We start from the raw sequence: 14,740 nt of genomic DNA on the forward strand, positions 1-14,740 counted from the left end.
CCGGAGTGCGTGAAGGGGCAGGGGCGTTTCAGGGCTGGGCTGCGCGCAGCAGGCCCGGGGTGGCCAGGTCAGCGCGGCGGCCGGCCGTCATTCTGAAGTAGCCATACGCCACCGCCATGAAGCCAGCGAACAGCCCCGACACCAGCGGGTTGAACCACACCATCGTCAGCAGGCAGACCACCGCCAGCCCCAGCGCGATCGCCGGCAGCACCGGGTAGCCGATCGCGGGGAAGGGCCGCTCCAGCGCCGGCTCGGTCTTGCGCAGCACGAACAGGCTCCACATGGACATGATGTACATCACGATCGCGCCGAGCACCGACATGGTGACGATGTTGGCGGTGAGCGTCTGGCCGCCGATCTTGATCCACTCGTCGCTGAAGATGGCCAGGATGCCGATGACACCGCCCGCCAGGATCGCGATCCACGGGGTGCCGAACTTCGGATGCACCGTGGCGAGCCAGCCGGGCAGGTAGCCGGCGCGTGCCAGCGCGAAGATCTGACGCGAATAGCCCAGGATGATGCCGTGGAACGAGGCGATCAGCCCGAACAGGCCGATCCACACCAGCATGTGCAGCCAGCCGCTGTTCTCGCCGACGACGGCCTTCATCGCCTGCGGCAGCGGGTCGTTGATGTTGGACAGCTTGGTCCAGTCGCCGACACCACCCGCGAACACCATCACGCCGATGGCCAGCACCAGCAGCGTCAGGATGCCGCCGATGTAGGCGCGCGGGATGGTGACCTTGGGATCCTTGGCTTCTTCGGCGGCCATCGCCACGCCCTCGATGGCGAGGAAAAACCAGATGGCAAAAGGAATCGCCGCAAACATGCCCGAGATCGACCCCATCGAGAAGGTGTCCGAGCCGGCCCAGCCCTTGGCGGCGAAGTTGGCGAACGAGAAGGCGGGTGCCACGACCCCCATGAACACCAGCAGCTCGGCGATGGCCAGCAGCGTGATGAGCAGCTCGAAGGTCACCGCCGTCTTCACGCCGACGATGTTGAGCGTCATGAACACCACGTAGGCGCCCACGGCCATCAGCTTCGGATCGACGCCGGGGAACTGCACGTTCAGGTAGGCGCCGATCGCCAGCGCGATGGCTGGCGGCGCGAACACGAACTCGACCAGCGTGGCGAAGCCGGCGATGAAGCCGCCCGTCGGGCCGAGGGCGCGCGAGGCGTAGGCGAAGGGGCCGCCGGCGTGGGGAATCGCGGTGGTCAGCTCGGTGAAGCTGAAGATGAAGGTGGTGTACATCACCGCCACCATCAGCGAGGTGACCAGGAAGCCCAGCGTGCCCGCACTGGCCCAGCCGTAGCTCCAGCCGAAATACTCGCCCGAGATCACGAGGCCCACCGCGAGGCCCCACAGGTGCCACGCGTTGAGCGTGGGCTTGAGTGTCTGCTGCATGAAAGGTCGCTCCAAGGTTGATGAACGTCACGAACCGTGCGAACCATACGGAGCGGCAGAGGGGGCTGGCTATCCAGTTTTGGCACCGCGTCATCAGGGCAGGAACCAATGACGCGGGCGCGGTTTTTGCTGGATGCTGTGACATGTTCACACTTTCCGCCCCTTCGTCGTCGGTCCGCCCCGCCTCGGTGCACCAGGCCGCCACCCGCGACATCGACGAGCAGGCCGCGCTGCTGACGGGCTGGAACCAGTCCTACGCGCAGCTCTCGGCCGGTGCCTTCGAGGGGCGCATCGCCGAGGCGTGGCTGGATGGCGTGCACCTCTTCGTCGAGGGCACCAGCCGCCGGCTGCACCAGCATGGCGCCTTGCCCGGCGACCGGCTGGCGCTGGGCCTGCCGCTGGCGCCGGTGGTGGGGCCTGCCGTGTTCTGCGGGGCCTCGGACTGGGCGGGCGACGTGCGCACCGGGCGCTTCTGCACCTTCTCGGGCGCACAGGGCTTCGAATTTTTCACGCCGGAAGGCCTGCAGATGGCGGGCATGGAGATCGACCGCGACGAGTTGATGCGCCTGGCCACGCCGGACGAGCAGGCGCTGATTGCCCGCGTCGGCTCTACCGCGGCGCTGCACCGTGCTTCGCACGACCGCGTCAACGGCCTGCGCGACTTCATGCGCGGCGCTTTCGAGATGCTGGCGCGCGAGCCGGGCCTGCTCGACAACCCGGCCGTGCGCAGCCAGTTGCGCCACGCGGCGCAGTCGAATGCGCTGGAGATGCTGGTCAGTGCTGCGCATGCGGACGAGGAAGCGCCGGTCGCGCCGCAGCGCCACTGGGCACTGGTCCAGCAGGCCCGTGCGCAGGTGAGCCAGGACCCGGAAACCCCGGTGACGGTGGCGGCGCTGTGTGCCGGCCTGCGGGTCAGCCGGCGCACGCTGCAGGCGGCGTTCCAGGACGTGCTGGGCATGGCCCCCGCCGCGTACCTGCGGGCCGAGCGGCTGGCCGGTGCGCGCCGGGCGCTGCGCGAGGCACCGACCGTCACCGAGGCGGCCGCGCAGTGGGGGTTCTGGCACTTCGGCCACTTCGCCCAGGACTACCGGCGCCTCTTCGGTGAACTGCCCTCGCAGACCTGGCGGCGGCTGCGTGGGGGCAGCGACACCACGGCCCACTGAATCCGCCCGCTGCTCAAAGCGCGAGCATTCCAGCAAAAGTCACACTGTGACAGGCACTTGGCGCCGTCCACCACAGCTTGTCCCCAGGGTTGTCCACAGGCTCCGTGGATAACTGCTGCCCGCGGATCACCACGGATGCGCACCGACCAAGGGAAGATGTGGAGCCGTGCAAGGCCGTGGCCGAGGCTATGCTCACGCCCATGACCCGCTCTCCCGCCCACCCGACCAGCCTGCGTGTTCACCAGTACCTCGGCTTGCAGCCCGGCCCCCGGCTGATCGTGCTCGGCGCGGTCCACGGCAACGAAACCTGCGGCCCGCAGGCGCTGCAGGGCCTGCTGGAGGCCTTCGACACGGGGCAGTTGCGCCTGCGCCGGGGGCAACTCACCGTGGTGCCGGTCACCAACGCGCTGGCCCATGCCCGCCACGCCCGCGAAGGCGAGCGCAACCTGAACCGCAAGCTGGTGCCGCCCGCCATTCCGCAGGATTTCGAGGACCGGGTGGCGCGGGTGCTGTGCCCGCTGCTGCAGGCGCACGACGTGCTGCTGGACCTGCATTCCTTCCACACGGCCGGCGCGCCCTTCGTGATGGTCGGCCCGCACGACAACACCGGCGATCTGGAACCCTTTGCGCATGCGCAGGCCGAAGTCGCGCTGGCGGCCGCGCTCGGTCCTGCGCTGCTGGTGGAGGGCTGGCTGGAAACCTATGCCCGCGGGGTCGAGCGCCGCCGGGCGGTGGCGGCTGCGCTGGGCAGGCCGGCGCCGGATCCGCAGTTCGGCGTGGGCACGACCGAGTACATCCGCGCCTGTGGCGGCTACGGGGTCACGCTCGAATGCGGCCAGCACGACGATCCCCGGGCGCCGGAAGTGGCCCGGCTGGCCGTGCTGCGCACCTTGCGCCTGCTGGACATGCTGGAGGCGCCGGAGGGCGCGGCCGACGCGCCGCTCCTGCCGGTGCAGCACACGCTGATGTGCCTGTTCGACGTGATCGACTGCGCGCATGTCGGCGACCGCTTCAGCCGTGAATGGTCGAGTTTCGATCCGGTCCAGGCGGGTGAGGTGATCGGTCACCGGGACGACGGCCGGCCCGTGGTGGCCGAGACGACCGGCTGGATCGTCTTCCCCAACCCGCGGGCGCAGGTCGGGCAGGAGTGGTTCTACCTGGCGCGGGCCAGCGACCGGACGCTCTGAGGCGCGCGGTGCACCGGGCTGTTCAGCGCAGCGCGGCCAGCTCCTTCGCGGCACCGGGGACGCCTTTCGACTCGGCGTAGCCCAGATAGCGGCGGGCCGCGGCGAGATCGCGGCGCAGGCCGGCCCCGGCCCCGAGCCGGCGGCCCAGCTCGAAACACGCGCTGGCGTGGCCTGTGTCAGCGGCCTGCTGCAGCGTGGCGATGCCAGCGGACAGGCCGCCGGTGCGTGCGGCCAGGGCCGGCGTCAGCTGCACCAGGGCCAGCGTGTAGAGCGCCTCGGGCGAGGGCGGCTGCGGCAGTTCCTCCAGCGCTGTCGCGGTGGCCTGCAGCGCGCTGACCGAGCGGCTGCGCAGCCACAGCGTGGCCCGGGCCCGCGCCAGCACGACCGCATGGGCGAGTGCGGGATCCTGCTCCAGTCCGTCCAGCAGCCGCTCCGCGCCGCGGGGATCGGGTGTCACGCCGTCCGGACCCAGCAGCAGCTGCCACGCGCGCACCAGCCGGATGCGCGGATCGACGGGCGGCCGTGCCAGCGCCTGCACCAGCACCTCCGCGGTCGGGTAGTGCCGCAGCCGGTGGTCCTTGTCGTCGCTGCCCAGCCAGACGGCGAGCTGCTGCTGCAATGCCGTGTCAGCCTGGCGCTGTTCGACCTGTTGCCGGACATGCGGCAACCGCGTCATGGCCGCCGCCCCTGCCAGCGCCACGACCACGGCAGCAGCCAGCGAGACGAGCTGCCAGCGCCGCACGACAGCCGACTGGCGCAGGGGCCGCAGCAGCCGGTCGCTCCCGGGCCTCTGCAGCGACAGGGCCAGGGCCCGGCGTGCCTGCCAGTCCGCGCCCACCCAGGCCGCGATGCCCAGCCCGGTGGCCAGCACCGAGGCGCTCGCCACGCCGAAGTGCGGGCTGCCGAACGCCACCAGCAGTGCCGACACCGCACCGATGCCCGCCAGACCGTACAGCCGTGGTCGCCGGACCCGCTGCAGCCACAGCCGCTCGACCGCGCGCTGCGCCGATTGCAGCGCGCGCGTCCGGTAGGCCTCGTCGACCATGCCCGGGTACTGGCGGTCGATGTCCGCCAGCGGCTTGCGTGCGGCGATGTCCAGGTTCAGTGGCGACTGCAGGAAGCGCTGCAGCGCTTCGCCGAGATGGCGACCGCTGCCGTCCACGTTCTTCTCCAGCGTGTCCAGGTCATGTCCCAGCAGCACCGCGGCCACCTGCTGGTAGTCGATGATCTCCAGCGACGGGCCCAGCGCGGTGAACTGCATCGGCTGCCCTGCGACCTGCAGCCGCACCTGCCGCACGGGCAGCCGCAGGCGCTGCACCGCCTGGACGGCCAGTGGTGCGGTGGTGTAGCGCACCTGCTCCAGCGTGCAGACCTCGTCGAGCGTGGTGACGTCGGCATGGCGGGCGGTGATGGCCGCGGCGACGGCCGGATCCGGGTGATGGACTTCCAGCAGATCCTCCACCTCCAGCCGCTCGCGCAGCCGGCCCCACTGGTGGTGCCAGCCGGACGCGGCGCAGTCCGGGCAGTCCAGTTCCTGCTGGCCCTGGCAGTCGGGGCAGACGATCCGGCCGGACGCGGTGCAGCGGGGGCAATCCTGCTCGCCCCGGCCCTCGCAGGCCGCGCAGTCCAGCCAGCCCTGGCGGCAGGCGGTGCAGGGCACGAGCGCCTCGGGCGCACCGGGCGCACCGGCTGTCGCCTGGACCTGCCCGCGGCCTTCGCAGACCCCGCAGGCCAGGCGCCCGAGCCCTCGGCACTGGCGACAGGCGCCGTGTCGGCGGCCCTGGCAGTCGGGGCAGGTCTGTGCGCCGCTGCCTGCGCAACCTGCACAGGCCAGCCGCCCGCGCTGGCTGCAGGTGGCGCAGGCCCACTCCGTGCCGATGGTCTCGTTCGGCAGGTCGCTGAAGAAGGTGCCGGTGGGCAGCAGGCGCCGGTAGCGCCCCGGCTCTTCTGTCGCCCACTGCTGGATGCGGGCCGTGGCGGCCGACTCGGCGGTGGCCAGCCGCTGTTGCAGTTCGGCCTCGATCGTGGCGACGTCCGGGCGTGCGGAGATGCCGTGCGGCAGGCGACCCGTGCAGACCGCGGTCTCGATGTCCAGATCGACACGTTGCCGGGTGGTGACGACCAGCTCTGCGCCCGATTCGAGGTCGGACGACAGCTCTTTCAGATCGGATGTCCTGAAGCGCGTGATCGGCTCGATCTGCGCTCCGACCACCTCGGCGATGCGCTTTTTTCGTCCCGCGTCCTGTCCCCGCACACTCGACATCCCTGACCTCTGTTCGCAATCTGACCGGAAAAGGAAAGATTACACAACAACGGCCGGACCAGCGACCCGCCACAGGGTGGCGAAACCGGCGTTTCAGCCGCGCACTGGCGAGTGGCGGCGGAACCAGGCGAGATAGAACAGCCGGTAAGCGATGCGCTGCAGGCGTCCGTCCAGCTGCACCGGCGGACGCGGGCAGCTCGCTGGCGCATCGGTCACCGGCAGGGACTTGCGGTGGACGATCACCTGCAGGCCATGCTGCTGCGTGATCGACTCGACCAGGCGCGCGTAGCCTTGGCGCCTGTACAGCATGAGCCCCGCGGCATTGGTGCTCAGGCACTGCAGTTCGATGCGCGCGCAGCGCCAGTCCCGGCAGACCGACTCGAAATGCGTCACCAGCCGGTGCCCCACACCGCGGTGGCGGTACCGTTCATCCACGGCCACCAGGTTGACCCACAGCGTGCCGGTGTCCGGCCGCGGCTGGGCGTGCATGAATCCGATCACCTCACCGTCCAGACGTGCGACCTGGAAATACGGCAACTGGTGGCACAGCCAGTAGCCCATGTCTTGCTCGGTCTGCAGCGGGAAGTTGTGCGCCACGAGCTGGCAGATGCGGGTCCAGTCGCGCACGCTGGCGGGCTCGATCACGACCTGTCTTTCCAGCGAGGGGGCGACCGGTCGTGCGAGGGGGGGCACCGGCGCCGGGTGGTCGGACAAGGGCAGCGGGCGCGTCACATCGGTCAGCAACATGATGGTTTTGAAATTTGTGGCACTACTGAAATCGATCGGATGCCATCCTAGCCACCGCGGTACCCTCAAGTTCACCTTCAGGTGAGGGGGGTTGTCCAGCCGAGGGCCAAGGGTGCTCCGTTCCTGTGCGGAACTACCGCTTGCTGGCGGCGGGGGCTACCATGTCGGTGCCATGCCCAGCACCCTCGCCACTCCGGTTCACAGCGAACTCGTCATCAAGAAGAGCCGATTCATCGGCTGTGTCCAGCCCGTTCCGGACCGTGCCAGCGCGCAGGCCGTGGTCGATGCACTCTGGCAGGCACATCCTGGCGCGCGCCATGTCTGCTGGGCGCTGATGGCCGGCGGGCAGTCGGCGGCGGTCGATGATGGCGAGCCCGGTGGAACGGCCGGTCGCCCGATGCTGGAGGTCCTGCGCCACCAGGATCTCGAAGGCGTTCTGGCGACGGTTGTCCGCTATTTCGGGGGGGTGAAGCTGGGGGCTGGCGGGCTGGTGCGGGCCTACACGGATGCCGTGGCGCAGGCGCTGCTCGGGGCGACCAAGGTGCCGCTGCAGCGGATGCGTCCGCTGCGCTGCACGGTGCCGTATGCGCTGGAAGGACTGGTCCGGCGTGAACTGTCGGCCGCTGGCGCTGCGCTGGGCGAGGTGCGCCACGGCGCGCAGGTGGAGTTCGATTTCAGTCTGGCCGAGCCGTCGGCGGCGGCGTTCGTCGCCAGGCTCTCTGACACGGGGCAAGGACGGGTCGGCTGGTTGCCGGGGAATGCCTGACGGGTGCGGGTCCGGTGAGCCTGCTCAATGACGGACCGTTTCCATGTCAGTACAACAAACAGAACAATTTCCAAATTCCAACGGAGGATGCCATGCATGAAAAGTCTGGTCTGGTGGGTGTCGCTGGTCAATGGCATCGGGAGGGTTCGGTCATGAACCCGTTGTCAGGCCGCGCCGAGGGGCCGGGACACGATCCGCAGCGCCCCGAGTCTGTCCTGAGGCTGGAGGACAGCTTCAACCCGAATGTCTGGACCTGTTCGGTCTGCGGCAAGGTGCGGTTGCGCGAGTTGCTGCACAGCAAGGCGATCATGGGCCGCCAGCAACTCGTCTGCGCGCCGTCCTGCCTCGGTGCGGAACGGCGCGCCAACGCCCGTTGAGCGCCTGCTGAAGCAGAGGGGCCGGATCAGGGCGGCGCGGCGCGGTGGGCGTTCGATCCTCGGAGAAACCCGCGGTCCGTCTTTCCCGGATCGATAGAATCCGCCGGTTGTCCTTTGACGAGTGCCCCGATGCCGAGTCCCCACCGTTCTTCCAGCCCGCCGCCGTCCTTCCTGCGCCGCCTGTCGATGGCGTTCAGCGTGCTGTTCAGCGGCGAGCTGGCGCAGCGCTACCTCGCGGCCGACGCGCCCGTGGCGGCTGCACCCGAGCCGGTCACGCCACCTGCACCGGCCCCGGTGCCCGCGCCGGCCCCCATTGCTCCGCCGCCACCACCGCCACCACCGCCACCACCGCAGATCATCACGCTGAAAGAAGCCACGCCCGACGCCGCGCTGCAGCTGCTCGGCCTGCTCCAGCGCGAGGCCCGCCTGATCGACTTCGTACAGGAAGACCTGACCGGCCACGCCGACGCCGATGTCGGCGCCGCCGCCCGCCTCGTCCATGAAGGTTGCCGCAAGGTGCTGGCCGCGCACTTCACGCTTGCCCCCGTGCGCACCGAGGAAGAAGGCCGCCGCATCACGCTGCCTGCCGGCTTCGACGCCAGCGCCGTGCGCCTGACCGGCAACGTCGTCGGCCAGGCCCCCTTCACCGGCACGCTCAGCCACCGCGGCTGGCGTGTCACCGAGGTGCGGCTGCCGCAGCGCGCCGAACACCACGACGCAGCCATCGTCGCGCAGGCGGAGGTGGAGCTGTGAGCGCCGATCTGTCGAACAACGCCCCCCGCTACAGCCTGGGCATCGACCTGGGCACCACCCACTGCGCGCTGGCCTGGGTCGATTTGGCCGCCTGCGATGGTGACCAGACCGTCCACGGCATCCTCTCGGTGCCGCAGGTGACCGCGCCCGGCACGGTCGAGTCGCGCGACCTGCTGCCGTCCTTCCTCTACCTGCCGCATGCCGACGAACTCGCCGCGGGCGACCTCAGCCTGCCGTGGGGCCAGGAGCAGGGCGGCTCGGTCGGCACCATGGCCCGCCAGCGCGGCGCGACGACGCCGATCCGCCTCGTCTCCAGCGCCAAGAGCTGGCTCTGCCACCCCGGCGTGGACCGCCGCGGCCCGATCCTGCCCGCCGATGCGCCGGCCGAGATCGCCCGTGTCTCGCCGCTGGAGGCGTCGCGGCGCTATCTGGCGCACCTGCGCGAAGCCTGGAACCACGCCCATCCCGAGGCGCCGTTCCACGAACAGACCGTCACCGTGACGATCCCCGCGTCGTTCGACCCCGCCGCCCGCGAGCTGACCGCCGAGGCCGCCCGCGAGGCCGGCTACGGCGCGGTGACGCTGCTGGAGGAGCCGCAATCGGCGCTCTACAGCTGGATCCAGACCAGCCAGGGCGCGTGGCGCAAGGCGGTGAAACCGGGCGACGTGATCCTGGTGGTGGACGTCGGCGGCGGCACGAGCGACTTCTCGCTGATGGCGGTGCTGGAGCGCGAGGGCAACCTCGAACTCACCCGCGTGGCGGTCGGCGACCACATCCTGCTCGGCGGCGACAACATGGACCTGGCGCTGGCGCACACCGTCGCGCGCAAGCTCGCCGCGGAGGGCAAGTCGCTCGACGCCTGGCAGATGCGCGCCCTGACGCTGGCCTGCCGCGCCGCCAAGGAAGTGCTGCTGTCGGACCCGGACGCGCCCGCGCAGCCGCTGGTCGTGCCCAGCCGCGGCTCGAAGCTGATCGGCGGCACGATCCGTACCGAGCTGACCCGCGCCGAGGTCAGCGCCATCATCCTGGAAGGCTTCTTCCCGCAGGTGCCCGCCTCGGCCCGCCCGGTGCAGAAGCCGCGCATCGGCCTGACGCAGCTCGGTCTGCCGTATGCGCAGGACGCCGCGATCAGCCGCCACCTCGCCGCCTTCCTCGCCCGGCAGGTCGGCGCGCTGGCCGAGCTGGAAGGCCTCGCCGTCCGTCAGCCCGAGGACGCCAGCTTCCTGCACCCGACCGCGGTGCTGTTCAACGGCGGCGTCTTCCGCGCCGGCCCGCTCGCGCAGCGCACGCTGGACACGCTCAACGCCTGGCTCGCCGAGGACGGCGCCCCGGCGGCGCGGCAGCTCGACGGCGCCGATCTCGATCTGGCGGTGGCGCGGGGTGCGGCGTATTACGGCCACGTCCGCAGTGGCCGCGGCGTGCGCATCCGGGGCGGTACGGCGCAGGCGTATTACGTCGCGGTCGAGTCGTCGATGCCGGCGGTGCCCGGCTTCGAGGCACCGATGCAGGCGCTCTGCGTCGCGCCCTTCGGCATGGAGGAGGGCAGCGATGTCGCGATCGACGCGCAGCCGTTCGGGCTGGTCGTGGGGGCGCCGGTGCAGTTCCGCTTCCTCGGCTCGTCGGTGCGCCGGCAGGACGTGGCCGGCACGCTGCTCGACTTCTGGTCGCCGGACGAGCTGCACGACGTCGGCGACATCCAGGCCACGCTGCCCGCCCAGGGCCGCACGCCGGGCGAGGTTGTCGCCGTGACCCTGCACGCGGGCGTCACCGAGGCCGGCACGCTCGAACTCGCCGCCGTGCCGGTGGGCGGCACCGAGCGCTGGAAGGTCGAGTTCGACATGCGCGGCCAGTCCTCGGCGGCTTGATGTCGAGGTGATGGCAGTTTCCGGGCCGTTCCTCGTCGGCATCGACCTGGGCACCACGCACACCGTGGTCGCCAGCGCCCGCGCGGGTGGCGCCGAGATCACGCTGTTCGAGATCCCCCAGTGGACGGGCCCCGGCGAGTGGTTCGCCCGCCCGCTGCTGCCCTCGGTCCGCTTCCACCCGCTCGACGAGGCGCCCTTCGTCGGCCACCACGCCCGCCAGATGGGGGCGCAGGTGCCCGGCCGCCTCGTCAGCAGCGCCAAGAGCTGGCTCTCGCACCCCAGCGCCGACCGCCTCGCGCCCATCCTCCCCTGGGGCGCAGACGACAGCGTCGCCAAGGTCTCGCCGGTCGAGGCCAGCGCGTCCTACCTCGCCCACGTCCGCACGGCCTGGGACCACGCCCATCCCGACGCCCCGCTCGACGCGCAGACCGTCGTGCTCACCGTGCCTGCGTCCTTCGACGAGGCGGCGCGGGCGCTGACGCTGCAGGCCGCGCGGCTGGCGGGCTTGCCGACGCTGACGCTGGTGGAGGAGCCGCAGGCCGCCTTCCAGGACTGGCTGTTCCGCCACCGCGAGACGCTGGCCACGGCGCTGGACGGCGTTCGGCGCGTGCTGGTGTGCGATGTGGGTGGCGGGACGACCGACTTCTCGCTGATCGACGTCGGCGCGCCGGACCAGCCCGGCGGCCTGCCGACGTTGCGCCGCAGCGCCGTCGGCCAGCACCTGATGCTCGGCGGCGACAACATGGACCTGGCGCTGGCGCACCTTGTCGAGCGGCGGCTGGCCGAGGCGGCGGGCGGGGCAACGTCGGGTGGCAAGGCGACACCGCTGTCGAGCGCGCGGCTGTCGCAGCTCATCGCCCGGTGCCGCGTCGCCAAGGAGCAGTTGCTCGCCGCGGACGCGCCGGAGCGCGTGACGGTGACGCTGCTCGGCGGCGGCTCGCGGCTGATCGGCAAGGCGCAATCGGTCGACCTGTCGCGCGATGAGGTGCGGGCACTTCTGGTCGATGGCTTCTTTCCGCGGGTCGGGCTGCACGAGACGGCGCGGCGGGCGCGTGGCGGCTTGGTCGAGTTCGGCCTGCCCTACGCGAGCGACGCGGCCATCACGCGCCAGCTCGCCAGCTTCCTGCAGCAGCACCTGGCGCCGGACGCCGAACGCCCGGACACTGCGCTGCCGGACACCGTACTGCTCAACGGCGGCGTCTTCCGCGCCGACGCACTGGCCGAGCGGCTGCTGCAGACGCTGGCCGACTGGCGCGGCGGCGTGGCGCCACGGCTGCTGCACAACGACAACCCGGACGTGGCAGTCGCCCGCGGCGCGGTGGCGCACGCGCTGGCGCGGCAGGGCAGGGCGCCGCGCATCGGCGGTGGGGCGGCGCGCAGCGTGTTCCTGCTGCTCGACGAGGCCATGCCCGACGAGGCCGGCCCCATCCGCGCCGTCTGCCTGCTGCCCCGCGGCAGCGAGCCGGGCCGCACGCTGGCGCTGGCCGAGCGCACCTTTGCGCTGCGCCTGGGCCAGCCTGTGCGCTTCCACCTCGCGACCTCGACCACCGACATCGGCGCGCCCCCCGCCGCCGGCGAGGTCTGCACGCTCGACGCCGACACGCTGCACACCCTGCCGCCCATCGCCACCGTCATCCCCCCGACCGCCGCCACCGCGGGCCGCCGCGACCTGCCCGTCCGGCTGGAAGCCACGCTCGCCGAGGTCGGCACGCTCGACGTGCGCTGCGTCAGCGTCGATGACCCGGCGCAGCACTGGCAGCTCGAATTCCAGCTCCGTCCCGCCGCCGGTGCGGCCGGCGATGCGCCGGTGCTCGCCTCGGTGCAGACGGACGCGCAGATCGCCCCGCGCCTGCCCGAGGCGATCGCGCTGCTCGACCGCGTCTTCGGTGCCAAGACGCAGAAGCTCGCGTCCAAGGACATCAAGGGCTTGCGCGTGCAGCTCGAACACCTGCTCGGCCACCGCGACCGCTGGTCCCGCCCGCTGGCGCGCCGGCTGTTCGACGTGCTGTGGCAGCGCGCCCGCGGTCGCCGACGCTCCGCCGACCACGAGCGGTTGTGGTTGAACCTGGCGGGCTGGTGCCTGCGGCCCGGTTTCGGCGATCCGCTGGATGCTTGGCGGGTGGAGCAGGTCTGGACGATCTTCGACGCCGGCGCAGAACACCGCGCCGATCCGCAGGTCGCCGCGCAATGGTGGACGCTGTGGCGGCGCGTGGCGGGTGGCCTGCCCGAGGCGGCGCAGCTGCGGCTGCTCGACGACTTCGGCTACAACCTGCAGGCTGCGGAACACCCCGGCGCGCCGCTGCCCCCGAAGCCGCCGGGCCTCGTCAAGGGCGGCCACGACGACATGGTCCGCCTGGGCGCCGCGCTGGAGCGCATCCCGCCCGAGCACAAGGCCGAGGTCGGCGACTGGCTGCTGCAACCTTTCACCACGGATGGCGCGGTCATCGCGAACGCCACGCCCGAGCGCGACGAGCTGCGCCTGTGGGCGGTCGGCCGGCTTGGGGCGCGCCAGCCCTTCCACGGCAGCGCGCACGGCGTGGTGTCGGCGGAGGTCGCGGCGCGCTGGATCGACACGCTGCTCGCGCTCGACTGGAAACGCCGCCGCATGGCCGCCTTCGCCGCGGCGCAACTGGCCCGCATGACCGGCGACCGCGTGCGCGACCTCGATCCCGACCGCCGCACCCAGGTGCTGGCACGGCTGGCCGCCTGCGGCGCGGCGCCGAGCTGGTCGGCGATGGTGCGCGAGGTGGTGCAGCTCGACGCGGCGGACGAGCAGGCGCTGTTCGGGGAGTCGCTGCCGGTGGGGCTGGTGCTGGTCGAATAAGGCGCCGGACACTTTCCGGGCTTGCGGATAGGCGGGGCTCGCGGTAATTACTGGTACTTGGTGAATATTTGCCTTGGCGGCGTGGAGAAATTCACGCCGCTTTTTCATTTCTGGTGAATTGTGTGACGTAGTGGGCAGTTGAGGCAGTGTGGCGTCTAGACTGAGTTGTTGCAGATTTTTGAGTTATTTTTAGGGGAAAGTAATGCGGCAAGCAGAGCAAAAAATTCAATGGCGACAAGTGATTGAGGTAATCTTGTAGATTGAACTAAATGTCAACTGCCACTGCAAAATCCCTTCTGGGCGACGCAGTATGCCAACCATAATCGTTACACAAGGAAGACCAACGTGAACTCTAAGTACCTGCTCCTGATCGCACTTCTTATTTCTGGATGCGGGGGCTCCAACACAGCTTCTATTGATCAAGAAAATTTGTGCACCTATTCAACGGACGAGCAAGCAAAGCAGTGCAAGTCTGGCCAACTTTCATTCTTTCGCCCTGCGACGTTCGGCAATGAACAATTGCCACTCATGGCCGCTGCGGCATACTGCGACTTCACTCACCAGGTCATTCACACGAACGGCGGGGTAGTATGTGTCTTCACTACCAAACGCCTGCACTTGCTCGCGCAGAAATAAGTGCCGCTAATCAATCCATCCACCGGACCTGCGCAAAAAAACCGCGCATTCTGGTGATTTAAAACGTTAGACAACTCATAGCTATGCGTTTGGACGGAACAATAAAATCCTGGAACGATGAACGCGGATTCGGCTTCATCGAGCCCACCCAAGGCGGGCAGGAAATCTTCGTGCACATCAAGGCGTTCAGCGGACTGCGCGAGCGACCCCAACCCGGTCAACGGGTCAGCTTTGAAGTCGAACAGGGTCAGCAAGGCAAGCCGCGAGCGATCAACGCCGGTTTGGTCGGCAGCAAGCGAACGCCCCCGCCACCAGCCCGTCAGAACAGCGTTGCGCAACGGGGCAAAGCCACCCTGTTTGTCATCCCTGTCTTCGGCCTCGTTTTGCTGCTCGGCTATGTCCTGGGGCACCCGCCGCGCTGGCTGCTGTGGGCCTATCTGGGCGTCAGTGCCATCACGTTTCTTGCCTACGCCTCGGACAAATCAGCCGCCAAAAATGGTGCTTGGCGAACCCCCGAGCAAACGCTTCATATGCTGGCACTCTTCTGCGGCTGGCCTGGTGCGCTGCTCGCCCAGCAATTTCTCAGGCACAAGTCTGCAAAGCAAGAATTTCGCTCGGTTTTTTGGACCACAGTGGTGCTGAACGTGCTGGGGTTCGTGTATCTGGCCAGCCCCTATGCGCAGCAACTCAGCAGAGTTTGAGCGAATGGGGTCGTCGTCCAACTGAGCGGCCAGGCGGGCGCGGTGTGTGCTGCAGG

Annotated in this window: 11 protein-coding genes; 8 read left to right on the forward strand and 3 right to left on the reverse strand. The window is 70.0% G+C overall.

Annotated elements, in window-relative coordinates; all coding sequences use genetic code 11:
• Positions 1 to 28: 28 nt before the first annotated feature.
• Positions 29 to 1,402, reverse strand: coding sequence for an ethanolamine permease (gene eat, locus BDD16_RS18130; RefSeq protein WP_179635229.1), 1,374 nt, complete (start codon positions 1,400 to 1,402; stop codon positions 29 to 31).
• Positions 1,403 to 1,545: 143 nt separating this feature from the next.
• On the opposite strand from eat, the gene BDD16_RS18135 reads away from it, so the two are divergent.
• Positions 1,546 to 2,565, forward strand: coding sequence for a helix-turn-helix domain-containing protein (locus BDD16_RS18135; protein ID WP_179635230.1), 1,020 nt, complete (start codon positions 1,546 to 1,548; stop codon positions 2,563 to 2,565).
• 200 nt (positions 2,566 to 2,765) lie between these two features.
• Entirely contained in the window at positions 2,766 to 3,752 is a 987-nt protein-coding gene (locus BDD16_RS18140; RefSeq protein ID WP_179635231.1) for a succinylglutamate desuccinylase/aspartoacylase family protein, read from the forward strand.
• Positions 3,753 to 3,774: 22 nt separating this feature from the next.
• Here BDD16_RS18140 and BDD16_RS18145 read toward each other — a convergent pair whose 3' ends face one another.
• The gene (locus tag BDD16_RS18145; RefSeq protein ID WP_179635232.1) at positions 3,775 to 6,015 is read right to left on the reverse strand and encodes a hypothetical protein; all 2,241 of its coding nucleotides are present in this window, start codon (positions 6,013 to 6,015) and stop codon (positions 3,775 to 3,777) included.
• A gap of 93 nt (positions 6,016 to 6,108) precedes the next feature.
• Positions 6,109 to 6,762: a GNAT family N-acetyltransferase gene (locus tag BDD16_RS18150; RefSeq protein ID WP_179635233.1), complete on the reverse strand. Its 654-nt coding sequence runs from the start codon at positions 6,760 to 6,762 to the stop codon at positions 6,109 to 6,111.
• A 172-nt stretch (positions 6,763 to 6,934) separates the two neighbouring features.
• On the opposite strand from BDD16_RS18150, the gene BDD16_RS18155 reads away from it, so the two are divergent.
• The 6 genes from BDD16_RS18155 to BDD16_RS18180 all read left to right on the forward strand — a co-directional run bounded on the left by BDD16_RS18155 (position 6,935) and on the right by BDD16_RS18180 (position 14,684).
• Positions 6,935 to 7,528, forward strand: a complete 594-nt coding sequence (locus BDD16_RS18155) for an IMPACT family protein (protein WP_179635234.1) — start codon at positions 6,935 to 6,937, stop codon at positions 7,526 to 7,528.
• Positions 7,529 to 7,680: 152 nt separating this feature from the next.
• Positions 7,681 to 7,905, forward strand: coding sequence for a hypothetical protein (locus tag BDD16_RS22825; RefSeq protein WP_218897865.1), 225 nt, complete (start codon positions 7,681 to 7,683; stop codon positions 7,903 to 7,905).
• A gap of 129 nt (positions 7,906 to 8,034) precedes the next feature.
• On the forward strand, positions 8,035 to 8,658 hold the full coding sequence (locus BDD16_RS18165) for a DUF2760 domain-containing protein (RefSeq protein WP_179635236.1): 624 nt from the start codon (positions 8,035 to 8,037) through the stop codon (positions 8,656 to 8,658).
• On the forward strand, positions 8,655 to 10,523 hold the full coding sequence (locus BDD16_RS18170; protein WP_310732891.1) for an Hsp70 family protein: 1,869 nt from the start codon (positions 8,655 to 8,657) through the stop codon (positions 10,521 to 10,523). The genes BDD16_RS18165 and BDD16_RS18170 overlap by 4 nt, the downstream gene beginning before the upstream one ends.
• 10 nt (positions 10,524 to 10,533) lie before the next feature.
• Positions 10,534 to 13,347 carry an Hsp70 family protein gene (locus tag BDD16_RS18175; RefSeq protein ID WP_179635237.1) on the forward strand — a complete coding sequence of 938 codons (2,814 nt, stop codon included), beginning with the start codon at positions 10,534 to 10,536 and terminating at the stop codon, positions 13,345 to 13,347.
• A 719-nt stretch (positions 13,348 to 14,066) separates the two neighbouring features.
• Entirely contained in the window at positions 14,067 to 14,684 is a 618-nt protein-coding gene (locus BDD16_RS18180; protein ID WP_179635238.1) for a cold shock and DUF1294 domain-containing protein, read from the forward strand.
• Positions 14,685 to 14,740: the final 56 nt, after the last annotated feature.

Origin of the sequence: Sphaerotilus montanus (assembly GCF_013410775.1) — a bacterium.
GTDB lineage: Bacteria > Pseudomonadota > Gammaproteobacteria > Burkholderiales > Burkholderiaceae_C > Sphaerotilus > Sphaerotilus montanus.